This window comes from Streptomyces sp. NPDC096324 (assembly GCF_044763015.1).
In the GTDB taxonomy this organism is placed as follows: Bacteria; Actinomycetota; Actinomycetes; order Streptomycetales; family Streptomycetaceae; genus Streptomyces.
In genome coordinates, this window is record NZ_JBIWFK010000003.1 from 1 (window position 1) to 23,004 (window position 23,004).

At 71.6% G+C, this 23,004-nt stretch carries 19 protein-coding genes and 1 rRNA gene; 11 read left to right on the forward strand and 9 right to left on the reverse strand.

The window, feature by feature from the left end:
* Window positions 1–88, forward strand: a 5S ribosomal RNA gene (rrf, locus tag ACIQ7M_RS07490); the annotation flags it as partial.
* A 106-nt stretch (window positions 89–194) separates the two neighbouring features.
* On the opposite strand, the gene ACIQ7M_RS07495 is transcribed toward rrf, so the two are convergent.
* Genes ACIQ7M_RS07495 through ACIQ7M_RS07515 form a run of 5 tightly spaced genes read right to left on the reverse strand, consistent with a single transcriptional unit; the run spans window position 195 to window position 5,772 of the window.
* Window positions 195–1,505, reverse strand: a complete 1,311-nt coding sequence (locus ACIQ7M_RS07495) for a DUF58 domain-containing protein (protein WP_403640954.1) — start codon at window positions 1,503–1,505, stop codon at window positions 195–197.
* Window positions 1,505–2,503: a MoxR family ATPase gene (locus tag ACIQ7M_RS07500; RefSeq protein WP_355769245.1), complete on the reverse strand. Its 999-nt coding sequence runs from the start codon at window positions 2,501–2,503 to the stop codon at window positions 1,505–1,507. Before ACIQ7M_RS07500 ends, ACIQ7M_RS07495 begins: the two co-directional genes overlap by 1 nt.
* Window positions 2,503–3,693 carry a DUF4350 domain-containing protein gene (locus tag ACIQ7M_RS07505; protein ID WP_403640957.1) on the reverse strand — a complete coding sequence of 397 codons (1,191 nt, stop codon included), beginning with the start codon at window positions 3,691–3,693 and terminating at the stop codon, window positions 2,503–2,505. The genes ACIQ7M_RS07500 and ACIQ7M_RS07505 overlap by 1 nt, the downstream gene beginning before the upstream one ends.
* Window positions 3,690–4,448 (reverse strand): DUF4129 domain-containing protein, encoded by a 759-nt coding sequence (locus tag ACIQ7M_RS07510; protein ID WP_403640960.1) that lies wholly within the window; start codon window positions 4,446–4,448, stop codon window positions 3,690–3,692. The genes ACIQ7M_RS07505 and ACIQ7M_RS07510 overlap by 4 nt, the downstream gene beginning before the upstream one ends.
* 4 nt (window positions 4,449–4,452) lie before the next feature.
* Window positions 4,453–5,772: a glycerophosphoryl diester phosphodiesterase membrane domain-containing protein gene (locus tag ACIQ7M_RS07515; protein WP_403640963.1), complete on the reverse strand. Its 1,320-nt coding sequence runs from the start codon at window positions 5,770–5,772 to the stop codon at window positions 4,453–4,455.
* Between the two features lie 141 nt (window positions 5,773–5,913).
* Here ACIQ7M_RS07515 and mtnA point away from each other — a divergent pair, with 141 nt between their 5' ends.
* The 7 genes from mtnA (at window position 5,914) to ACIQ7M_RS07550 (ending at window position 14,766) form a co-directional block, all read left to right on the forward strand.
* The gene (gene mtnA, locus ACIQ7M_RS07520; protein WP_403640966.1) at window positions 5,914–7,059 is read left to right on the forward strand and encodes an S-methyl-5-thioribose-1-phosphate isomerase; all 1,146 of its coding nucleotides are present in this window, start codon (window positions 5,914–5,916) and stop codon (window positions 7,057–7,059) included.
* A gap of 8 nt (window positions 7,060–7,067) precedes the next feature.
* Window positions 7,068–7,757, forward strand: coding sequence for a two-component system response regulator MtrA (gene mtrA / locus ACIQ7M_RS07525; RefSeq protein ID WP_192582811.1), 690 nt, complete (start codon window positions 7,068–7,070; stop codon window positions 7,755–7,757).
* Window position 7,758: 1 nt separating this feature from the next.
* Complete coding sequence (mtrB, locus tag ACIQ7M_RS07530) at window positions 7,759–9,840, forward strand: MtrAB system histidine kinase MtrB (RefSeq protein WP_403640971.1); 2,082 nt, start codon at window positions 7,759–7,761, stop codon at window positions 9,838–9,840.
* A 43-nt stretch (window positions 9,841–9,883) separates the two neighbouring features.
* Window positions 9,884–11,674, forward strand: a complete 1,791-nt coding sequence (locus ACIQ7M_RS07535; protein WP_403640974.1) for an LpqB family beta-propeller domain-containing protein — start codon at window positions 9,884–9,886, stop codon at window positions 11,672–11,674.
* 135 nt (window positions 11,675–11,809) lie between these two features.
* Entirely contained in the window at window positions 11,810–12,805 is a 996-nt protein-coding gene (locus tag ACIQ7M_RS07540; protein ID WP_403640977.1) for a ComF family protein, read from the forward strand.
* 315 nt (window positions 12,806–13,120) lie between these two features.
* On the forward strand, window positions 13,121–13,813 hold the full coding sequence (gene hpf / locus ACIQ7M_RS07545) for a ribosome hibernation-promoting factor, HPF/YfiA family (protein ID WP_382790406.1): 693 nt from the start codon (window positions 13,121–13,123) through the stop codon (window positions 13,811–13,813).
* Window positions 13,814–14,019: 206 nt separating this feature from the next.
* On the forward strand, window positions 14,020–14,766 hold the full coding sequence (locus ACIQ7M_RS07550) for a response regulator (RefSeq protein WP_386987498.1): 747 nt from the start codon (window positions 14,020–14,022) through the stop codon (window positions 14,764–14,766).
* Window positions 14,767–14,815: 49 nt separating this feature from the next.
* On the opposite strand, the gene ACIQ7M_RS07555 is transcribed toward ACIQ7M_RS07550, so the two are convergent.
* Together ACIQ7M_RS07555 and ACIQ7M_RS07560 are read right to left on the reverse strand one after the other, a co-directional pair.
* Complete coding sequence (locus tag ACIQ7M_RS07555; RefSeq protein WP_403640981.1) at window positions 14,816–16,069, reverse strand: winged helix-turn-helix domain-containing protein; 1,254 nt, start codon at window positions 16,067–16,069, stop codon at window positions 14,816–14,818.
* A gap of 148 nt (window positions 16,070–16,217) precedes the next feature.
* Entirely contained in the window at window positions 16,218–16,784 is a 567-nt protein-coding gene (locus tag ACIQ7M_RS07560) for a GNAT family N-acetyltransferase (RefSeq protein ID WP_386987503.1), read from the reverse strand.
* A 244-nt stretch (window positions 16,785–17,028) separates the two neighbouring features.
* Between ACIQ7M_RS07560 and secA the strand changes: the two genes are divergently transcribed.
* Window positions 17,029–19,875 (forward strand): preprotein translocase subunit SecA, encoded by a 2,847-nt coding sequence (gene secA / locus ACIQ7M_RS07565; protein WP_355769210.1) that lies wholly within the window; start codon window positions 17,029–17,031, stop codon window positions 19,873–19,875.
* A gap of 105 nt (window positions 19,876–19,980) precedes the next feature.
* Here the strand turns inward: secA and ACIQ7M_RS07570 are convergent, their stop codons facing one another.
* A complete protein-coding gene (locus ACIQ7M_RS07570) occupies window positions 19,981–20,655 on the reverse strand; it encodes an Rv3235 family protein (protein WP_403640985.1) in 675 nt (224 codons plus the stop codon).
* Between the two features lie 346 nt (window positions 20,656–21,001).
* Between ACIQ7M_RS07570 and ACIQ7M_RS07575 the strand changes: the two genes are divergently transcribed.
* Both ACIQ7M_RS07575 and ACIQ7M_RS07580 read left to right on the forward strand, forming a co-directional pair.
* Window positions 21,002–21,517, forward strand: coding sequence for a DUF6912 family protein (locus ACIQ7M_RS07575; protein WP_355773977.1), 516 nt, complete (start codon window positions 21,002–21,004; stop codon window positions 21,515–21,517).
* 73 nt (window positions 21,518–21,590) lie between these two features.
* Complete coding sequence (locus tag ACIQ7M_RS07580; protein WP_355773980.1) at window positions 21,591–22,256, forward strand: HAD family hydrolase; 666 nt, start codon at window positions 21,591–21,593, stop codon at window positions 22,254–22,256.
* Window positions 22,257–22,398: 142 nt separating this feature from the next.
* Here ACIQ7M_RS07580 and ACIQ7M_RS07585 read toward each other — a convergent pair whose 3' ends face one another.
* Complete coding sequence (locus tag ACIQ7M_RS07585) at window positions 22,399–22,965, reverse strand: DJ-1/PfpI family protein (RefSeq protein WP_355773982.1); 567 nt, start codon at window positions 22,963–22,965, stop codon at window positions 22,399–22,401.
* Between the last annotated feature and the right edge of the window lie 39 nt (window positions 22,966–23,004).

Genomic DNA, 23,004 nt, shown 5'->3' on the forward strand with positions numbered 1-23,004 from the left:
CGGTTACATTCCGAACCCGGAAGCTAAGCCTCACAGCGCCGATGGTACTGCAGGGGGGACCCTGTGGGAGAGTAGGACGCCGCCGAACAAATTTTGAGAAAACCCCCGGACCGGGGATACCGGTCCGGGGGTTTTCTGCGTTCAAGGGCTTTTTCCGAGCCTCGATTCCCGGGCTTGTTCTCAGGTTCCGCGGTTTATAGGCGGCCGGCGGACTTCAGCGCCAGGTAGGCGTCCGCCAGGGCCGGCGCGAGGTCGTCCGGAGTCGCGTCCACGACAATGACGCCGCGACGCCGCAGCGTCTCGGCGGTGCGCTGACGTCCCGCCTCGGCCTGGGCCGCCGCCGCTGCCTCGTACACCGCGTCGATGTCTCCCCGGGCCTTCGCCATGCGTGCGACGTGCGGGTCCGCGACCGATGCCAGCAGCACCGTATGGCGCTGGGTGAGGCTGGAGAGCACCGGGAGCAGGCCCTCTTCGACCGGGGCGGCGTCGAGGGTCGTCAGGAGCACGATCAAGGAGCGTCGCGGGGTCGTACGCAGGGCTGTCGCGGTCAGGCCGCGGGCGTCCGTCTCGACGAGCTCCGGTTCGAGCCCGGCCATGGCGTTGACCAGGGACGGAAGGACGTCGCCGGCCGCACGGCCCTGGACCAGGGCGCGCACCCGGCGGTCGTAGGCGAGGAGGTCCACGCGGTCGCCGGCGCGGGAGGCCAGGGCGCCGAGGAGCAGGGCCGCGTCCATGGAAGCGTCGAGGCGGGGCGCGTCGCCGACGCGGCCCGCGGAGGTGCGGCCGGTGTCGAGGACCAGAAGGATGTGCCGGTCGCGCTCGGGACGCCAGGTGCGTACGGCGACCGTCGTCCGGCGAGCTGTGGCGCGCCAGTCGATGGACCGGGTGTCGTCGCCGGGAACGTACTCGCGCAGGCTGTCGAACTCCGTTCCCTCACCGCGCGTCAGCACACTGGTGCGGCCGTCGAGTTCACGGAGCCGGGCCAGTTTGGAGGGGAGGTGCTTCCGGCTGGTGAAAGGGGGCAGGACGCGTACGGCCCAGGGGACTTGGTGACTGCCCTGACGGGAGAACAGACCGAGCGGGCCGAACGAGCGGATCGTGACACGGTCGGCCAGGCGGTCGCCGCGGCGCGTGGGGCGCAGACGGGTCGTCAGACGGCGGCGTTCGCCGGCGGGGACCGTCAGGCGATGGCGGGAGGCCTCGACCTCCGTGCCGGGTTCCCAACTGCTCGGCGGCCAGGCGTCCCTGAGGTGCGCTCGCAGGAGGCGGCCCGAGGGGTTGGTGACGGTGAGGGTGACGTCGGCGGACTCACCGAGGCGCACCGAGGTGTCCCCGGAGCGGGTCAGGCCCAGACGTCGTACGGGAGCCGCGAGGGCGGCGTCGCAGGCGCAGGCCAGGGCCAGGGGGACGTTCACGGCGAGGACGCCCGTCCAACTGGGCCCCCAGATGCCGACGGGGAGTGCGCCCAGGGCCGCCAGGAGAGCGGCGCGTCCGGTGAGTGCCATCAGCGGGGGACGGGGACGTGGGCGAGGATCGCGCTGATGACGGAGTCGGCGGTCACGCCCTCCATCTCGGCCTCGGGGCGGAGTTGCACACGGTGACGGAGGGTCGGCAGGGCCAGGGCCTTGACGTCGTCGGGGATGACGTAGTCGCGGCCGGTCAACCAGGCCCAGGCGCGGGCGGTGGCGAGCAGGGCCGTCGCGCCGCGAGGGGAGGCGCCGAGGGTGAGCGACGGCGACTGGCGGGTCGCGCGGCACAGGTCGACGACGTAACCGGTGATCTCGGGAGAGACCGTCGTCTTGGCGACCGCGGCGCGGGCGGCTTCGAGGTCGGCGGGGCCGGCGACGGGACGCAGGCCCGCGGCGCGCAGGTCGCGCGGATTGAAGCCCTCGGAGTGGCGGGTGAGGACGTCGATCTCGTCCTGGCGGGAGGGCAGCGGGATCGTCAGTTTGAGGAGGAAACGGTCCAGTTGGGCCTCGGGGAGCGGATACGTTCCCTCGTACTCGACCGGGTTCTGGGTCGCGGCGACCAGGAAGGGCTCGGGCAGCGGCCGGGGGGTGCCGTCGACGGTGACCTGGCGTTCCTCCATCGCCTCCAGCAGCGACGACTGGGTCTTGGGAGGCGTGCGGTTGATCTCGTCAGCGAGCAGGAGGTTGGTGAACACCGGGCCGGGCTGGAAGGAGAACTCGGCGGTGCGGGCGTCGTAGACGAGCGAGCCGGTGACGTCGCTCGGCATGAGGTCGGGGGTGAACTGGACGCGCTTGGTGTCGAGTTCCAGTGCGGACGCGAGGGCGCGGACGAGCAGCGTCTTGGCCACTCCGGGGACTCCTTCGAGGAGAACGTGTCCGCGGCACAGGAGGGCGACGACGAGGCCGGTCACAGCGGGGTCCTGGCCGACCACGGCTTTGGCGATCTCGGTGCGCAGGGCTTCCAGGGAGGAGCGGGCGGTGTCCGCGTCCCTGGTGTACCCGGTGTACCCGGCGTTGTCAGTGGTCGGGTCCATCATGAAATGCGTACCTCTCTTTCGAGGGCGTCGAGTTGGTCGGCGAGGGAGACCAGGGCCGCGTCGTCGCGGGGCGGCGGCCCGAAGAGGAGCGGGAGCAGGGCCTGTGGGTTGCCGTCGACGTGGGTGGCCAGGGAGGGGAGCAGGGTCTCGGGCGCGTGTGCCTGGGCCGGAGGTACGCCGATGAGGGGGGCGAGGCGCGTGCGGGTGGCGGAGCGGAGAGCGGCGGCCGCGCGGTCGCGGGCGGCGGCCTTGCGGTAGAGGCGGGCGCGGCCTTCGGCGGTCTCGGAGGCGCGGATCGCGACGGGAAGCCGTTCGGGTACGAGGGGGCCCATGCGGCGTGCCCGCCACAGTGCTGCCACGACGGCCGCGATGAAGAGCTGCAGGGTGCCCCAGAGCCAGCCCGAGGGGAGCAGGTCGAAGAAGCTCCGGCCGTCCGTGTCGGTGGCCGAGTCGTCGGAGAGCGAGGGGAGGTACCAGACCAGATGGGTGCGGGAGCCGAGGAGTTGGAGCGCGAGCGAGGCGTTGCCCTGCTCGTCGAGACGCTCGTTGTAGAGGATGTCGGGGGCGCCGAGCACGACGGTGTCGCCGCTTCCCGTGCGTGCCGGCACGCGTACGAGCGTGGGCAGTCCGTCGCTCGGGTAGCAGGTGTCGGCGTTCTGGTCGGTGGTGCTGTAGCGGATGCCGCCCGTGTCGGCGCTGCCCGCTCGGCGGGCGGCGGGCAGTCCGCAGCGGGGGGAGAGCGTCGAGTCGAAGCTGACCGCGGGGTCGGCGGTGACCTCGGGGGCGAGGGTGCCGAGGGAGGGCGATCCGGGGGAGATCAGGACCGTACGGCCACCGGACTGTTCCGTCGCCGTGCGCAGGAGGGTCTGCTGACGCCTGGTCAGCAGGTCGGGGGACGTGATCAGCAGGGTGGTGTCGGGGCCGGCCGCGGAGCGTGCCTCGCCGAGGGTGGTGACCACGCGCGTGGAGACTCCCCGGTCGGCGAGGAGCCGGGCGACGGCCTTGCTGCCCGAGGGGTCGGCGGAGCGCGGGTCGAGGCGGCCGTGCAGGGTGTCCGAGCGGACCGCGGCTATCGCTACGCCGGCCGCCAGCAGGAGGACGAGCGCGAGGACGATTCCGCGCGTGCGGGTCCAGGTCTGGCGGGTGGTGGGCGAGGACGAGGTGGGGGTGAGGGTGGCCTCGGTCATGAGGCGGCTCCCCGGTGGCCGTCGCGGGCCGAGCCCGGGTGCGGGCCGGCGGCGCTGTCCGTGAGTACGGGCCTGGTGCGCTCCAGGTCGCGGTCGAGTCCGGTGAGGTGCTGGTACGCGCGGGGGTCGCCGGGGCGGCCGCCGTACGTGATGTCGTCGAAGTCGCGTGCCGCGGCGCGCAGCCGGTCGGCGTGGGAGGGCAGGGAGCGGCTCGCCTCGGCGGCCGCCTCGTCGGCCGTGCGGCCGGGGCGCGGATCGAGCAGGGCGCGTTCCTCCAGGGACCGCACGACGGCGCGCATCCGTTCCTGGACGGCCTGGTTCCAGTGGCCCTGGGCGGCGTGTGCCTCGGCGGCGGCGCGGTGTTCGGCGGCGCTCCTGGGGCGGTCGTCGAAGAGGGCGGCGGACGAGGCGGGGGTGCGGTGCGGAGTGCCCAGGCGCCACCACAGGGCGGCCACGACCGCCACGACGGCGAGGACGATGACGACGAGTCCGAGCGTTCCGCCGGGTGTCGCGGACGAGGCGGCGCCGAACAGTCTGTCGACCCAGTCCCAGAAGGCGTTCAGGGCGCGCTGGACGAGGCCGGGGTCGTTCTCGTGGTACATCCGCTTGGACAGTTCGCGTCTGGCCGCCTCCCGAGCGGCCTCACGCGATGTGGTCACCGGTGGTGTGTCGTCGCGGGACAGCGCGAGGACCGTCGTCGCACCGGTGTGCGGCCCCGCGAGTACCGCCGTGAGAACTCCCCCCGCCCCGTTCACCGCATCAACTCCCTGGTGTGGTGCCGGTGGTGCCGTATCCCTGGAGTCCGGCGGCCCGGGCCAGATCGAGGTCGAGGGCTTCGCGGCGGATGCGTCGGTCGATGTACAGGAGCACCGTGACGCCCGCGGTGATCGGGAAGGTGATCATGGATCCGATCACCGAGCCGATGCCGCTGACGATGAGGTAGGTCCAGCCGAGGTCGCCGCCGGAGCTGTCGAGGAAGCCGGTCAGGCCGTCGCCGCTCAGCGCGGCGGCGAGGACGGCGAAGGGGATCACGACGATCGACTCGACGATGAAGGCGATGATCGCGGCGAGGAGCTGGATGCCGAACACCCGCCACCAGGAGCCGCGGACGAGTTTCGCGGAGCGGCGCATCGACTTCACGATGCTCTGCTTCTCCAGCATCAGGGCGGGCGAGGCGAGCGAGAAGCGGATCATCAGCCAGAGGGTGACGACACTTGCGGCCAGGGCGCCGAAGACGGCGAGCGTGAAACCGGCGTCGGTCGAGCCGCCCGCCATCACGAGCAGACCCGGCAGCGCGCCCACGGTGAGGATCGCGACGGCGATGAGCGGGAGCAGCAGGGTCAAGCCGAGCAGCTTGGCGAGCTGGGGACGCGCGTCCCGCCACGCCTCGCCCGTGGTCACCGGCTTGCCGATCACGGCACGGCTGGTCACCGAGGTGAGCAGGGCCGTCGCGACGATGGTGCCGAGCAGGGTGACGAGCAGGACGAGACCCGAGCCGAGAAGGGCGTCGCCCATGGCCCGGCTCAGCTCGCCGATGGTGGCGCTGGGGTCGTTGAGCGCTTCCGTGTCGGTGCTGTCCAGGACGAAGCCCTGGAGCAGGATGATGGCGACCTGCGTGACGACGGCGACGGCCAGCGAGACGCCGAGGACCGTGCGCCAGTGGGCGCGCATGGTCGACACGGCGCCGTCCAGGATCTCGCCGACGCCGAGCGGTCGCAGCGGGATCACGCCGGGCTTGGCGGCGGGTGCCTGTGCGCTCCAGGCGCCGCCCCAGCCGCCGGGGCCTCCGGGAGCGCCTTGTCCGGGGCCGCCCCAGCCGCCGTGTCCACCGCCCTGGCCGCCCGGCGGACGGCCGCCCCAGCCCGGGGCGGATGCGGGGGGCCGCGGGGCCTGTGCGGGCCCCTGCGGGGCGGGCGCGGACCACTGACCGGGCGGGGGCTGCTCCTTGGACCACTTCGACGGCTGCTCGGGCGGGTTCGCTCCGTCCTGGTCCGCGGGCCGCGGGGTGCCGGACGCCTCCGGCGTCTCTTCGCCGGAGGGGGCGGATCCGGGCGACGCCCAGCCCGGAGTGTCGTTCATCGTCGCTCCTTCACGGTGCCCGTCCCGCGGTCGCGGCGGCAGGTTGGCAGCCATCGTGTCACGGCGTGCCCGGCAAGGGACGGGCCCCCGTATGGGCTGCACACCTTCAATTGTCCGCCGGGTACGGGGCAGACTGGGCGAATGGCCGATCACTACGCGCAAGCCCGCGAGGACAGTGGACCGACGGAGATACCCGCGATCCGCTGGCACGAGCCGCCCGAAGGGCCCGTAGTGGTCCTTCTCGACCAGACGCGGCTCCCCGCGGAGGAGGTCGAGCTGGTGTGCACGGACGCGCCGGCACTGGTGGAGGCGATCCGTACGCTCGCGGTGCGCGGGGCGCCGCTGCTCGGGATCGCCGGCGCGTACGGCGTCGCGCTCGCCGCCGTACGCGGCTTCGACGTGGAGGAGGCCGCCCATGCCCTGGCCGGTGCCCGGCCGACCGCCGTGAACCTCGCGGTCGGTGTGCGCCGGGCGCAGGCGGCCCACCGGGCGGCGCTCTCCGCGGGCGGCGACGAGGCGGTGGCCGCGGCGGCCGCGCTGAACGCGGCGCGGACCCTGCACCGCGAGGACGCCGAGGCGAGCGCGCGCATGGCCGAGCGCGGCCTCGCGCTGCTCGACGAACTGCTGCCGGGCGGCAGCCACCGGGTGCTCACGCACTGCAACACCGGCGCGCTGGTCTCCGGTGGTGAGGGCACCGCGTTCGCCGTGGCGCTCGCCGCGCACCGTGCGGGGCAGTTGCGGCGGCTCTGGGTGGACGAGACGCGGCCCCTGCTGCAGGGTGCCCGGCTGACGGCCTACGAGGCCGCTCGCAACGGCATGGCGTACACCCTGCTCACGGACAATGCGGCGGGCTCCCTGTTCGCGGCCGGGGAGGTGGACGCGGTGCTGATCGGGGCCGACCGCATCACCGCCGACGGTTCGGTGGCGAACAAGGTGGGGAGCTATCCGCTCGCGGTGCTGGCCAGGTACCACCATGTGCCGTTCATCGTGGTGGCGCCGGTGACGACCATCGATCAGGACACGCCCGACGGCGCGTCGATCGAAGTCGAGCAGCGCGCGGGTCATGAAGTGACGGAGATCGCAGCTCCGCAGGTCCCGATGGCGGGCGTGGAGCCGGGAGGGGGTATACCTGTGGCACCCCTGGGGACCCAGGCGTACAACCCGGCGTTCGACGTGACGCCGCCGGAGTTGATCACGGCGATCGTCACCGAAGAGGGCGTTGTTTCGCCCGTGACGGCTGAGGCTCTCGCCGAGCTGTGTGACTTGTCACGCCAGGTAACGATTTAGTTAATGGGATGATGTCGTTTATGAAGGGACGAGTCCTTGTCGTCGATGACGACACCGCACTGGCCGAGATGCTCGGCATCGTGTTGCGTGGTGAAGGTTTTGAGCCGTCTTTCGTAGCCGACGGCGACAAGGCGCTGGCCGCCTTTCGCGACGCCAAGCCCGACCTGGTGCTCCTGGACCTCATGCTGCCCGGACGGGACGGCATCGAGGTGTGCCGCCTGATCAGGGCGGAGTCCGGGGTACCGATCGTGATGCTCACGGCGAAGAGCGACACCGTCGATGTCGTGGTCGGCCTCGAGTCGGGCGCCGACGACTACATCGTGAAGCCGTTCAAGCCAAAGGAGCTGGTGGCGCGGATCAGGGCGCGACTGCGCCGTTCGGAGGAACCGGCGCCCGAGCAGCTCTCGATCGGCGATCTCGTCATCGACGTCGCCGGTCACTCTGTGAAACGGGAAGGCATGTCGATCGCGCTGACGCCGCTGGAGTTCGACCTGCTGGTCGCTCTGGCGCGTAAGCCGTGGCAGGTGTTCACGCGTGAGGTCCTCCTGGAGCAGGTGTGGGGCTACCGGCACGCGGCGGACACCCGTCTGGTCAACGTGCACGTCCAGCGACTGCGCTCCAAGGTCGAGAAGGACCCGGAGCGCCCGGAGATCGTGGTGACCGTTCGAGGCGTCGGATACAAGGCAGGACCGAGCTGACATGTCATGGGACAGTGCCGCTTCGGCGTCCGCTGAGCTGGGGGATCGTTCGGGGCGGCCTGTCGGCCGGGAAATGAAGGGCTCCCGCTGGGAGCGGTTCTTCGAAGGGGGACTGCTCCAGGGCGGGGTCCAGGGCAGCCCGGTTCTCCGGCTGCTCATACGTTGGGTGCGCCGTCCGCTGCTGCCCGTGATGCGGCTGTGGCGGCGCAACATCCAGCTCAGGATCGTCGCGACGACGCTGCTGATGTCGATGGGCGTCGTCCTGCTGCTCGGCTTCGTCGTGATCGGGCAGGTCCGCAACGGTCTGCTGGACGCCAAGGTGAGGGCCTCGCAGAGCCAGGCCACCGGCGGTTTCGCGGTGGCCAAGCAGAAAGCGGACTCCACGGCGACGGCGAACGGTGACGACGGTTCGGCAGCGGGCGGCCGGTCGAAGAACGTCAGCCAGTGGATGACCGACCTCGTCGTGTCCCTGTCCAGTGGCGGGCAGGGCGCGTTCGACGTGGTCACGCTCAACTCCACCGCCCCGGGCGGCGGCAGCGGCGGTCTCGCACCGCGGTACTCGGGCCAGGTCGACCCCACGGTGAGCGTCCCCGAGAACCTGCGCGCCCGGGTCGACAAGACCACCGCGGCGGCGCAGAGCTACACCCGTGTGGTCTACAAGGACGGCCGGGAGTCCCAGCCGGCGCTCGTCATCGGCAAGCAGGTCAGCGACCCCAACGGGAACGCGTACCAGCTCTACTACCTCTTCCCGCTGACGCAGGAGGAGAAGTCGCTGAGCCTGGTCAAGGGCACCCTCGCGACGGCCGGACTGTTCGTCGTGGTGCTCCTCGGGGCCATCGCCTGGCTCGTGGTGCGCCAGGTCGTCACACCGGTGCGGATGGCGGCAGGGATCGCCGAGCGGCTCTCCGCCGGACGCCTCCAGGAACGTATGAAGGTCACCGGCGAGGACGACATCGCGCGTCTGGGTGAAGCCTTCAACAAGATGGCGCAGAACCTCCAGCTCAAGATCCAGCAGCTCGAGGACCTGTCGCGCATGCAGCGGCGGTTCGTGTCCGACGTGTCGCACGAACTGCGCACACCCCTGACCACCGTGCGGATGGCCGCCGACGTCATCCATGACGCGCGCGTGGACTTCGACCCGGTGACCGCGCGGTCGGCCGAACTCCTCGCCGACCAGTTGGACCGCTTCGAGACGCTGCTCGCCGACCTGCTGGAGATCAGCCGGTTCGACGCGGGCGCGGCCGCGCTGGAGGCCGACGCGATCGACCTCAGGGAGGTCGTACGACGGGTGGTCGGCGGCGCCGAACCGCTCGCCGAGCGCAAGGGCACGCACATACGTGTCGTCGGCGACCAGCAGCCGCTGATCGCCGAGGCGGACGCCCGGCGTGTCGAGCGGGTGCTGCGCAACCTCGTCGTGAACGCCGTGGAGCACGGTGAGGGCAGGGACGTCGTCGTCAAGCTCGCCGCGGCGGGCGGAGCGGTCGCGATCGCGGTCCGCGACTACGGCGTCGGGCTCAAGCCCGGCGAGGCGACCCGCGTGTTCAGCCGCTTCTGGCGGGCCGACCCGGCACGCGCGCGTACCACCGGTGGCACCGGTCTCGGGCTGTCCATCGCCCTGGAGGACGCCCGGCTGCACGGCGGCTGGCTGCAGGCCTGGGGCGAGCCGGGCGGCGGTTCGCAGTTCCGGCTGACCTTGCCGCGCACGGCCGACGAGCCGCTCAGGGGATCACCGATACCCCTGGAACCCAAGGACTCCCGGCGCAACCGCGGACTCGACGACGCCGGGCTGCCGCACGGCGGCGCCACGAAGCGCGCCACGGTCCCCGTACAGCAGTCCGGGTCCGCCGCGGATCCGATGGCGCCGCGCGGGGCCATGGCCCCCCGGCTGGCCGGGGCCTCGCCCACGGCCGATCCGACGGCCCTGCCGGGCAACGGCGCCCGCGTGGTGCCCCGGCCCGCCGGGGCGCTGCGGCGCCAGGAGGAGACATCCGGCACCGGCCGGGAACGGACCGCGCAGGAGCGGGGGCGGGACGGCGAGACGCCGGAGGAGCTCGGACATGGGGAGGCATTTCGTGGGCGCTGACCGCGGGGGGAACGGCGTCCGCGGACGCCGTTCGGTGAGCGTCATGGTGTACGCCGGTTGTGGCGTCCTGCTGTTGGCGGGGTGTGCCTCGATGCCGGACAGCGGGGATCTGCGCGGGGTGGAGTCCACCCCGCGCCAGGACTCGCAGGTCCGCGTCTACGCCATGCCGCCGCATCCCGGCGCCTCGGCGGCGGAGATAGTCCAGGGTTTCCTGGAGGCGCTGACCAGCGACGACGCCAAATATGAGACGGCGGGCAAGTACCTCACCGACAGCGCGCGCAAGACGTGGGACCCGTACCACTCCACGACGGTCCTCGCGGACGCGCCGGAGCCGGTGGGAGCGCCCTCGGGGACCAAGGAGGGCAGCCGTGACGTCCTGTTCCGGCTGAACGGCACCAAGGTCGCCACCGTGGACGTCCGGCACGCGTACGGGCCGGACTCCGGCCAGTACAGCGGATCGGTGCACCTGACCAAGCTCAAGAGCAACAAGCAGTGGCGCATCGACGGTCTGCCGCAGGGCGTCGTGATGGGCACGTCGGACTTCCAGCGCAACTACGTGTCCGTCAACAAGTACTACTACGCGTCGAACGGGACCTCCGGGACCGGCCGTCCCCGGGGGACCGTCGCCGACCCGGTCTACGTGCGCGCGCAGGTGGACCCGATGACACAGATCGTGCGCGCCCTGCTGAAGGGGCCCACGAGCTGGCTGGACCCGGTGGTCAGGTCGAGTTTCCCCTCGGGCACGGACCTGAAGGACAGCGACGTGTCGCTGTCGCCCGACGACCGCAACAGCGTCACGGTGCCGCTGAACAAGAGGGCCGACCGGGTCGGAAGCGCCACGTGCCGGGAGATGGCGGCCCAGATCCTCCTCACCCTCCGGGATCTGACCCCCACCGGCGTCGACGAGGTGGAGCTCCAGCGGGCGAACGGCACACAGCTGTGCGTGCTGACCAAGGCCGGGGCCGAGAGCGTCGCCTCGCACGGAACGGGCGAGCACCCGGAGTACCAGTACTTCATCGACCACGAGCAGCGGCTCGTACGGATGCCCGGCGGCAACCGCGACAAGAAGCCCGAGCCGGTGCCCGGTGCGCTGGGCGAGGGCGGCAAGAAGCTGCGGGCGGCCGCGGTGTCGCGGGACGAGGACACCGCCGCCGGAGTGTCGGCCGACGGCCGGAACCTGTACGTCGGGTCGCTGGTGCCGGGCGGTTCGCTCGCCGAGCCGGTGGTGCGCAGCCAGGGCAGGACGGTCGACGACCGGCTGACGACGCCGAGCTGGGACGCGCACGGCGATCTGTGGGTGGCCGACCGCGACCCGAAGAAACCCAGGCTGCTTCTGCTGCGCAAGGGCGCGGGCGAGCCCGTCGTCGTGCAGACGCCGGAACTCGACGGGCGCATCGACGCGGTGCGGGTGGCCGCCGACGGTGTGCGCGTCGCGCTGATCGTCGAGAAGGACGGCAGGAGCTCGCTGCAGATCGGACGCGTCGAGAGGTCCGGTGCGGACGAGCCCGACGGCGCGTTCATCGTCGAACCGCGTTCCGTCGCGCCCCAGCTCGAGGAGGTCACGGCCATGTCCTGGGCCGGGGACAGCCGCCTCGTGGTGGTCGGCAGCGAGAAGGGCGGCGTGCAGCAGATGCAGTACGTCCAGGTCGACGGCTCCACCCCGCTGGGCACCTCGCCCTCCGCGCTGGCCAACGTCAAGGAGATCGCCGCGTCGGAGGACGAGCAGTTGCCGCTGGTGGCGCACTCCGAGGCGGACGGGATCGTGCGGCTGTCGGCGGGAGAGCAGTGGCAGAAGGTGGTCCAGGACGGGACGGCGCCGGTCTATCCGGGGTAGCGCCGTGTGCGTCTCAGGTGGGCTCGTCCGGTTCCCGGGCGGGCCCACCGCCGTTTCGGGAGCCGTCCACAGGCGGTTCTCCACGGTTTTCCACAGGGGTGGTCGAGCGGGCCGGGCGTTGGCACAGTGGTGGCCATGCGGGGGTGGTGGCGGGATCTCACGGATCTGGTGCTGCCGGCCGAGTGCGGAGGCTGCGGGATGCCTCGCACGGTGCTCTGTCCCGAGTGCCGTGCCGCCCTGACGGGCGCCGCGCCGTGCCGGGTGCGGCCGGTGCCCGAGCCGGCGGGGCTGTCCGTGGTGCACGCGGCGGCTCCCTACGGGGACGAGGTGCGGGCCATGCTCCTCGCCCACAAGGAACGGGGTGCGCTGGCGCTGGCGGCACCCCTGGGCGCGGCCCTCGCGGGGGCTGTGCGGGCAGGTCTGGGGCCTGCGGGACGTCCTGGTCCGGGAGGGCGGCTCGTGGCTCCGCAGGGACGACAGGGCGTCGGGAAGGGGGACGTGTGGGGAGAGCTGGAGTCCAGGAGGAGGGACGCGCGGGGAGAGCGGGCCGGGCCGGGCGGTGGTGGCGCGCGGGTACGGGAGACGGACGCGGGCACCGGCGGCGTGCCGGTCCGGGAGACGGGGGCGGGGCGCGGGCCCGTGCTGCTGGTGCCTGTGCCGTCGGCGCGGTGGGCGGTCCGGGCGCGGGGCCATGATCCGGTGCGGCGGATCGCGCTCGCGGCGGGGCGGGAGCTGCGGCGCGCCGGAACACCGGCCCGGGTGCTCGGTGTGCTGCGGCAGCGGCGGGCCGTGGCCGACCAGTCGGGGCTGAACTCCCGTCAGCGGGCGGCGAACGTGGCCGGCGCCCTGGAGGTCGTCGCCGGGGGCGAGCGGCTGCTGGCGGAGGGCGGGCGGGTCGTGTTGGTGGACGACCTGATGACGACGGGGGCGTCGCTGGCGGAGGCGGCGCGGGCGGTGCGGACGGCGCAGTCGGGTGTGCGGGCGCTGGGATGGACGGGTGAGAGGACGGTAGGGACGGAGGTGTACGGGCGAATCAGGGGTAGGGAGCAGGCCGGAGGGAAGAGCGGAGACATGGTCTGCTCGGCCGTGATCGCGGCACCGCCGGACGCCTTCGAAATAAACCGGAACTGACCGAGAACTTGCAACGTTGCAGGTAACGAGAGGGTCAATTCACCTGAACGGAGGTACGTATCAGTAGAGGGTGACGACATCCGTCCGGGCGAGATATGTTCGGTTGTGAGGCAATGGCGCAGGCCGTACCTCGCGCATCCGAGTGCCGAAGCGTGACTTTCCGGCAATCACCCGCATCGGTGGGGTGGAGATCTTGTCCTTGGGGGAGGAGGAGGTGAAAGTCACCGAGTCCGAGGTTCCGGGGCTCACCGGAGCCTGGTGCAAAAGGGAGATGCTCCGCCAGTGGAGCGGGGCTATCCGGGAACGGAGTTCTGCGTGGACATCGTCGTCAAGGGCCGCAAGACCGAGGTGCCCGAGCGGTTCCGCAAGCACGTGGCCGAGAAGCTGAAGCTGGAGAAGATCCAGAAGCTCGATGGCAAGGTGATCAGCCTCGACGTCGAGGTGTCCAAGGAGCCCAACCCCCGACAGGCCGACCGCAGTGACCGGGTGGAGATCACGCTCCACTCCCGCGGGCCGGTGATCCGGGCGGAGGCGGCGGCAAGCGACGCGTATGCAGCACTCGACCTGGCCGCGGACAAGCTCGAGGCCCGGCTGCGCAAGCAGCACGACAAGCGTTACACCCGCCGTGGCAACGGCAGGATCTCGGCGGCCGAGGTCGCCGACGTCGTCCCGGGGGCCGCGACCCTGAACGGCAGCGGTGACGTCGTCCACGACGAGGAGCCGGACGCCGTACCCACCAAGAAGATCGGCTCTCTCGAGATCATGGGGGAAGGCCCCTGTGTCGTCCGGGAGAAGACCCACGTGGCCGCACCGATGACGCTCGACCAGGCGCTCTACGAAATGGAGCTGGTCGGGCACGACTTCTACCTCTTCGTCGACTCCGAGACGAAGGAGCCCAGCGTCGTCTACCGGCGCCACGCGTACGACTACGGGGTCATCCACCTCAGCACGGACCCGATGGTCACCCAGGGCGGGGCGGACGCTCCGGGTGGCGCGCTCGGCGGCTGACCGTCCCCTGTGACGGATGAGAGCGGTGCCCCTGGAGCGCGAGTGCGCCCCCAGGGGCACCGGTGTGCGACCACTTCACGCCCCGCTCCGTCACCCCGCCGCCGTCCGGACGTGGAATCATGGCCGCACCGGCCCAACCGGTGGGTCGTTGCCTTGGGTTGGCGATGCCACGGAAACACAGGCCACGGCCTTCAGGGGGAGGAACGATGGCGGACAGCTTCGGACCGATGCGTGCCGGCGGCACCGGCGACGGAGTCGTCGCCTCCGGCCCGGACGGGAGTTCTTCACGCGAGGAGCCCATCAGGGTGCTCGTCGTCGACGACCACGCCCTCTTCCGCCGCGGTCTGGAGATCGTGCTCGCGGCCGAGGAGGACATCCAGGTCGTCGGTGAGGCGGGGGACGGGGCGGAGGCGGTCGACAAGGCCGCCGACCTGCTGCCCGACATCGTGCTGATGGACGTTCGGATGCCCAAGCGCGGCGGTATCGAGGCGTGCACCTCCATCAAGGAGGTGGCCCCCAGCGCGAAGATCATCATGCTGACGATCAGCGATGAGGAGGCCGACCTCTACGACGCGATCAAGGCGGGGGCGACCGGCTATCTCCTCAAGGAGATCTCCACGGACGAGGTGGCCACGGCCATCCGCGCGGTCGCCGACGGGCAGTCGCAGATCAGCCCGTCGATGGCGTCGAAGCTCCTCACCGAGTTCAAGTCGATGATCCAGCGCACGGACGAGCGCCGGCTGGTGCCCGCGCCGCGGCTCACCGACCGTGAGCTGGAGGTCCTCAAGCTGGTGGCCACGGGGATGAACAACCGTGACATCGCCAAGGAACTGTTCATCTCCGAGAACACCGTGAAGAACCACGTGCGCAACATCCTGGAGAAGCTGCAACTGCACTCCCGGATGGAGGCCGTGGTCTACGCGATGCGGGAGAAGATCCTCGAGATCCGCTAGGCGCCAGGCCGGGGCGTCACCGGACGCCGTCCGACGCCGCCGCCGGGCGTCACCCCAGGATGCGCGCGAGCTCCGCGGTCAGCGGTTCGCGCAGGTCCGGGGCGTCCACCCGCTCGACCCTCACCGCCGTGCAGTCCACCCAGTCCGCGGCCTCCGCCAGGGCCTGGGCCACCGCCGGGACCGCCTTCGCGCCGTCCAGCGTGACCTGCCGGGCGATCAGGGTGCGGCCCTCCCGCGCCGGGTCGACCCGGCCGACGAGCCGGCCGCCGGCGAGGACCGGCATCGCGAAGTAGCCGTGGACCCGCTTCGGCTTGGGCGTGTACGCCTCCAGGCGATGCGTGAAATCGAAGATCCGCTCCGTGCGCGCCCGCTCCCAGATGAGGGAGTCGAACGGGGACAGGAGCGTCGTGCGGTGACGGCCGCGCGGGACCGTCTCCAGCGCCGCGGGGTCCGCCCACGCGCTGCCGGACGGTCTCGCGCCCGCGCTCCCCGCACCGCTCTTGCCGGCCGCGGTCCTGCCCCAGCCCTCCACCGTCACCGGGACCAGACCCGAGTCCGCGATCACCGCGTCGACCTGTTCCAGCTTGAGGCGGTGGTAGTCGGCGATGTCCGCGCGGGTGCCGACGCCGAGGGACTGTCCGGCCAGGCGCACCAGACGGCGCAGGCACTCCCTGTCGTCCAGCTCGTCGTGCAGCAGGGCCTTCGGGACGGCCCGCTCCGCGAGGTCGTAGACCCGCTTCCAGCCGCGCCGCTCGACGCACACCACCTCGCCGTACATCAGCGCGCGTTCGACGGCCACCTTCGTGCCCGACCAGTCCCACCACTCACTGGTCTTCTTCGCCCCGCCCAAGTCCGTGGCCGTCAGCGGGCCTTCGGCACGGAGCTGCTTGACGACCTGGTCGTAGGCGCCGTCGGGCAGGTCGTGGTTCCAGTGCGGGCGGGCGCGGTAGGCGCGGCGGCGGAACGCGAAGTGCGGCCACTCCTCCACGGGCAGGATGCAGGCCGCGTGGGACCAGTACTCGAAGGCGTGCGGTACCGGGGATGTCCCGCCGGACGGCGCGGACGTCCAGTACGCCTGCTCCACGGTCTTGCGGCCGACGGCGCCGAGCCGGGCGTACGGAATCAGTTCGTGGGAGCGGGCGAGGACGGAGATCGTGTCGAGCTGCACCGCGCCGAGGTGCCGCAGGACTCCGCGGACGCCCGCCCGGCGGTCCGGGGCGCCCAGGAAACCCTGCGCCCGCAGAGCGATACGCCGGGCTTCGTCCGCGGAGAGTTCGGTGGTGGGACGCGGGAGACTCGTCATGCCCACACGTTAGGCGGTGCCACTGACAACCGGGACGCTCACGGGCGGACCGCGGCGGCGCCCGGGCGGGACCCGGGCGCGGGGCACGCGGGCGGCGGCCCGGTCCGGCTCCCCGCGTGCGATCGCCCGCAGGGAGCCGCCGCGGCGCTCACCTGCCCGGTAGGTACGGCGCCGTCGACGGCAGACCCAGGTCCGACGGGAGCAGCGAACCCACCCAGCAGTCCCTGCGTACGCCCTTGTTGTTGAGGGCGGAGCGCAGGGTCCCCTCGATGGTGAAGCCGGCGCGCTCGGCGACCGCGCGGGAGCCGGCGTTGCCGACCTCGGCGCGCCATTCGACGCGGTCGACGGACAGGTCGGTGAAGGCCCAGCGGGAAGCGGCGACGGTGGCCTCGGCGATGTAGCCGTTGCCGCGGTGCTCCTTGGTCGCCCAGTACCCCACTTCGCCGACGCCCAGGGAGCGCATGGTGATGGAGAGCATCCCGACCAGTTCCCCGGCGGGGAGGAAGACCCCGAAGGCGAAGGCCGAGCCGTCCGCCCAGCCCTCGGGCACGATCTGGTCCGTGAAACCCGACGCGTGCTCGCGCAGATAGGGGGACGGGATGGTGGTCCAGCGCTGGATGTCGGGATCCTGTGCGGCCTCGAAGACGGCGTCGGTGTCGTCCACGCCCACGGCGCGCAGGACGAGACGGTCGGTGGTCAGCGTGACGGGGTCCATCGGGCGATTCTGCTCGGGCAACCGGAAGGATGCCATTCCTTTGCCCTGGGTGACCGGTTCGCTACTTTTCGCTGAGGGAACGCGGCACCTTCGGCGCCCCCTGTCCGTTGTCCTGGTGGCTGTCACCGGCAGACCTCCCGGCGCGGTGTGGTCCTCGCTTACGATGGCCGTTGCTCAAGCTGTGATTTGAAACTGTCATTGAAACCGACCGTCCCAGGCCCGACCGGCAAGGAGACAAACCCCCGTGTCCGTCCTCTCGAAGATCATGCGTGCAGGCGAAGGCAAGATCCTGCGCAAACTGCACCGCATCGCGGACCAGGTCAACTCCATCGAAGAGGACTTCGTCGACCTCTCCGACGCCGAGCTGAGGGCCCTCACCGATGAGTACAAGCAGCGGTACGCCGACGGCGAGACCCTCGACGACCTGATGCCCGAGGCCTTCGCCACCGTCCGCGAAGGGGCCAAGCGCGCCCTTGGCCAGCGTCACTACGACGTGCAGATCATGGGCGGCGCCGCGCTCCACCTCGGCTATGTCGCGGAGATGAAGACCGGTGAGGGCAAGACCCTCGTCGGCACCCTGCCCGCGTATCTGAACGCCCTCTCCGGGAACGGCGTTCACCTCATCACGGTCAACGACTACCTGGCCGAGCGCGACTCCGAAATGATGGGCCGCGTCCACAAGTTCCTGGGCCTCGAGGTCGGCTGCATCCTCGCCAACATGACCCCGGCCCAGCGCCGCGAGCAGTACGCGTGCGACATCACGTACGGCACGAACAACGAGTTCGGCTTCGACTACCTGCGCGACAACATGGCGTGGTCCCAGGACGAGCTCGTCCAGCGCGGCCACAACTTCGCGATCGTGGACGAGGTCGACTCCATCCTCGTCGACGAGGCCCGTACCCCGCTGATCATCTCCGGCCCGGCCGACCAGGCCACCAAGTGGTACGGCGACTTCGCCAAGCTGGTCACCCGCCTGAAGAAGGGCGAGCCCGGCAACCCCCTGAAGGGCATCGAGGAGACCGGCGACTACGAGGTCGACGAGAAGAAGCGCACCGTCGCCATCCACGAGCCCGGCGTCGCCAAGGTCGAGGACTGGCTGGGCATCGACAACCTCTACGAGTCGGTGAACACCCCGCTCGTCGGTTACCTGAACAACGCCATCAAGGCCAAGGAACTGTTCAAGAAGGACAAGGACTACGTCGTCATCGACGGCGAAGTCATGATCGTCGACGAGCACACCGGCCGTATCCTCGCCGGCCGCCGCTACAACGAGGGCATGCACCAGGCGATCGAGGCGAAGGAAGGGGTGGACATCAAGGACGAGAACCAGACGCTCGCCACGATCACCCTGCAGAACTTCTTCCGCCTCTACAAGCGCCACGACCACAACGGCAAGGAAGTGCCCGGTCTCTCCGGCATGACCGGTACGGCGATGACCGAGGCCGCCGAGTTCCACCAGATCTACAAGCTCGGCGTCGTCCCGATCCCGACCAACCGGCCGATGGTCCGCAAGGACCAGTCCGACCTGATCTACCGCACCGAGGTCGCGAAGTTCGAGGCGGTCGTCGACGACATCGTCGAGAAGCACGAGAAGGGCCAGCCGATCCTCGTCGGTACGACGTCGGTCGAGAAGTCCGAGTACCTCTCGCAGCAGCTCTCCAAGCGCGGTGTCCAGCACGAGGTGCTGAACGCCAAGCAGCACGACCGGGAGGCGACGATCGTCGCCCAGGCCGGCCGCAGGGGCGCCGTGACCGTCGCCACGAACATGGCCGGCCGCGGTACGGACATCAAGCTCGGCGGCAACCCCGAGGACCTCGCCGAGGCGGAGCTGCGCCAGCGCGGCCTCGACCCCGAGGAGCACATCGAGGAGTGGGCGCACGCCCTGCCCGCCGCCCTGGAGAAGGCCGAGCAGGCCGTCCGCGCGGAGAACGAAGAGGTCAAGGACCTCGGCGGTCTCTACGTGCTCGGCACCGAGCGCCACGAGTCGCGGCGTATCGACAACCAGCTCCGCGGTCGTTCCGGTCGTCAGGGCGACCCGGGTGAGTCCCGCTTCTACCTCTCGCTGGGCGACGACCTGATGCGCCTGTTCAAGGCGCAGATGGTCGAGCGCGTCATGTCGATGGCGAACGTGCCGGACGACGTGCCGATCGAGAACAAGATGGTCACCCGCGCCATCGCCTCCGCGCAGTCGCAGGTCGAGCAGCAGAACTTCGAGACCCGCAAGAACGTCCTGAAGTACGACGAGGTGCTCAACCGGCAGCGCGAGGTCATCTACGGCGAGCGCCGCCGCGTCCTGGAGGGCGAGGACCTGCAGGAGCAGATCCAGCACTTCATGGACGACACCATCGACGCCTACATCGCGGCCGAGACCGCCGAGGGCTTCGCCGAGGAGTGGGACCTCGACCGGCTGTGGGGCGCCTTCAAGCAGCTCTACCCCGTGAAGGTCACCGTCGACGAGATGGAGGAGGAGGCCGGCGACCGTTCCGGTCTGACCGCCGAGTTCATCTCCGAGTCCATCAAGGACGACATCCACGACCAGTACGCGGCCCGCGAGGAGCAGCTCGGCTCCGAGATCATGCGTGAGCTGGAGCGCCGGGTCGTGCTGTCGGTCCTGGACCGCAAGTGGCGTGAGCACCTCTACGAGATGGACTACCTCCAGGAGGGCATCGGCCTGCGCGCGATGGCCCAGAAGGACCCGCTGGTCGAGTACCAGCGCGAGGGCTTCGACATGTTCAGCGCCATGATGGACGGCATCAAGGAGGAGTCCGTCGGCTACCTGTTCAACCTGGAGGTCCAGGTCGAGCAGCAGGTCGAGGAGGTCCCGGTCCAGGACTCCGCGCCGTCCCTGGCCAAGCAGGAAGCGGTCCCCGCGGGTGCGGGCGCGGCGCGCCCCGAGATCCGCGCCAAGGGCCTCGACGCCCCGCAGCGGCCGGACCGGCTGCACTTCTCCGCGCCGACCGTGGACGGCGAGGGCGGCATCGTCGAGGGCGACTTCGCCAGCGACGAGCCCGTGCGGTCCGAGGCGGACGGCCTCACGCGCGCGGAGCGCCGCAAGGCCCAGAAGGGTGGCGTGCGCCGCCGCAAGAAGTGAGTGAGGGTCGCCTGCGGCGGGCAGTGCCGCCGCGAGCGACCGGATGACACGGGGAAGGGCCGGACACCAGGTGTCCGGCCCTTCCCCGTGTCCGGGGGGGGTCGTTCAGTCGTGAGGGTGGGGTGTGCGGGGGCCGCCGAGTTCGATCGCCGTGCAGCGCCAGCGGAGGTCGGGGCCCTGTTCCAGCCGGAAGGCCATGGCGCGGAGCTGGTCGCCGGCGCCGATGCGGGCGAAGGCCTCGACGGCGTCCGGGCGGGCGACGTAGTAGCCGATGTCCCGGACGACGGGGCGGGCGCCGCGGGTGCGCAGCGGGCCGCGCTCGGCGAGCCGGACCAGTTCGTCGTAGGCCCGGCCCGCGGTGTGGCGCAGCATGCAGTGGACGGGGCGGGCACCGCTCAGTACGGCCAGCAGCCGCTCGGCGAAGACGTCGGTCGGGCGCGGTCCCGGAGCGGGGCGCCCGGGCGCCCCGGGGGACGCCGTGGCGAGCGTCCGGGCCCCACCGGGCGGCAGGGTGCTCGTGCGGGCCCCGCCGGGCGGCGGAGTGCTCGTCCGGGCCCCGCCGGGGGGCGGAGTGCTCGTCCGGGCCTCACCCCGTGGCTGGGTGCCTGTTGAGGGCGCGGGGGACGGGCTCGTGTCCTGGGGCGGGGTGCCGCCCGGGCGGCCGGCGGGGGTGCCCGTGCCCGGGGTGCGCGGCGGGGCGCCGCCGGGGCGGCGGGAGTCCTGACGGCCGGGCGGGCGGGTGCCCGGGTGGCGCCTGGTCCTCGTCATCACCTTGTTCATGGGTCGTCCCCGCTCGTCGTCCGGACCGGCGATACCCGCCGGTAACGTTCGTGTCGGGGATCTTGTACGAGCCGGGAAGGGGCCCGCGCAAGGACGGCGGGCGCGCGTCGCGGCCGCCGGAAAGTTCACCTATCAGGGTTGCCCCGAGGCGCGGAACCGTTGGCGGCGAAGGGGAGTACCGGGTGAATCGCGGGCGTGGGGTGGACGCCGCGACGGGTGCGGCCGGGACCTCGAAAGGGGACGCCCGCACGTATCCTGAAGGCCCTCCCCGGAGGCGCGGGACCGCCCTCCCCGGAGTGCTCGCACCGCGTGACCCTCGGAGCCCCGACTACGAAAGCGGCCAGCCATGCGCGTCTACGTCCCCCTGACCCTCTCCGGTCTCGCCGAGGCGTACAAGACGGGAGAGCTGCAGACGGGACCGTTCACCGCGTACGCCGTCACGCCCGCCCTGCGCGAGTGGTATCTCTCCGACGACATCGAGGAACTGGAGTACGCGGCGCTGAACCGCGCCGCACTGGCCTCGCTGCGGCTGCTGGCCATCGACCGGGAGGCCGTGCGGCGCCGGGTCGTCGTCGCGGTCGACGTCCCGGACCGGGTGGCGGCGGCCGACCCCGACCGGGGACTCGACCCCGCGGCGCTCGGCGAGGTGCGGGTCTCCCAGGACGTGACCCTGGCGAAGGCGGCCGCCGTGCACGTCGACGCGGACGACGCCGAGACGGACGTGACCGCGGCCGCGGCGGCGCTCGGCGCGGCGGACGCGGGTGACGACGACGCCCAGTTCGTGGTGGACGGGGCCGAGGACCACGAGCTGCTGTGGTTCGCCACGCAGGAGGTCCCGGGCCTGGTCGGACTCGGGGAGTAACGGCCCGGTCGCCGCCCGCCCGGTCTCCGCCCACGACGACGCGTTGTCGGTGGTGGCGGGTACGTTTCTCGGTATGGGGAAGCAAGGAAACGCGCACATCGTGTGGGACTGGAACGGCACGCTGTTCCACGACAATGACGCGATCATCGGGGCGACGAACGCTGCCTTCGCCGAGCTGGGGCTCGAGCCGATCACCTTGGAGCGGTACCGGGCGATGTACTGCGTGCCCGTGCCCAGGTTCTACGAGCGGCTGATGGGGCGGCTGCCGACGGACGCCGAGTGGCAGGTCATGGACGACACCTTCCACCGGTACTACGCCGAGCACCGCAGGGCGTGTGGGCTCACCGCCGGGGTGCCCGCGCTGCTCGCAGGGTGGGAGGCGGCGGGCCGCAGCCAGTCCCTCCTGAGCATGTACGGGCACGAGGAGCTGGTCCCGCTCGTGCGGGGCTTCGGCATCGAGCCGCACTTCCTCCGGGTCGACGGGCGGACCGGGCCCTCCGGCGGCAGCAAGGCCGAGCACATGGTGCGCCACCTCGCCGCGCTCGCCGGTGTCGAACCGGCCCGCGTGGTGGTCATCGGCGACGCGGTGGACGACGCGACGGCCGCGCGGCACGTCGGCGCCGGGGCCGTCCTCTACACCGGCGGCTCCCACAGCCGAGCCAGCCTGGAAGAGGCCGGCGTTCCCGTGGTGGACAGCCTGGAGGAGGCCGTCGAGGAGGCCGGCAGACAGGCGGCCTGAGGCTTCCGCCGCCTCTCGGACCGCGAGCCGAAGGACTCTCCCGGACCGTGAGCCGAAGGGCCCTCCCGGACAGCGAGCCGAAGGCCCTCGGCCGGTCGGCCGAGGCGCCCTCCCGGACAGCTCGTCCGAGCGCCGTGCCCGGTCAGCTCACCGGGGCCTTCGAGCGCAGCACCTTGAGGAACTCCCGCATCCAGGCGGAGTGGTCCGGCCAGGCGCGGGCGGAGACCAGCGTGCCGTCGACGACGGCCTCCGCGTCCTGGAAGGTCGCGCCGGCCGCCTGCATGTCGAGTTCCAGCGCGGGATAGGCCGTGACGCGGCGCCCGCTCAGGCTGTCCACGGCCGCGGTCAGCAGCGGCCCGTGACAGATCTGGGCCACCGGCTTGTCCGCGTCGAAGAACGACTTCAGGATCTTGCGGAGTTCCAGGTCGTTGCGGAGGTACTCCGGGGCGCGCCCGCCGGGGATGACCAGGGCGACGTACGCGCCGGGGTCGACCTCCGCGAACGCCAGGTCCGCGGGCCAGGTGTAGCCGGGCTTCTCGGTGTAGGTGTCGAAGCCCGGCTCGAAGTCGTGGACCACGAACTGCAGCTTCTTGCGGGTGGGGGCCGCGATGTGGACCTCGTAGCCCTCCTCGCGAAGACGCTGGTAGGGGTAGAGGACTTCCAGCGACTCCGCCGCGTCGCCGGTGACAATCAGGATCTTCGCTGCCATGGTGCTGCGCTCCCGTCGGCCGTCCTTGCGCGTCGCGTT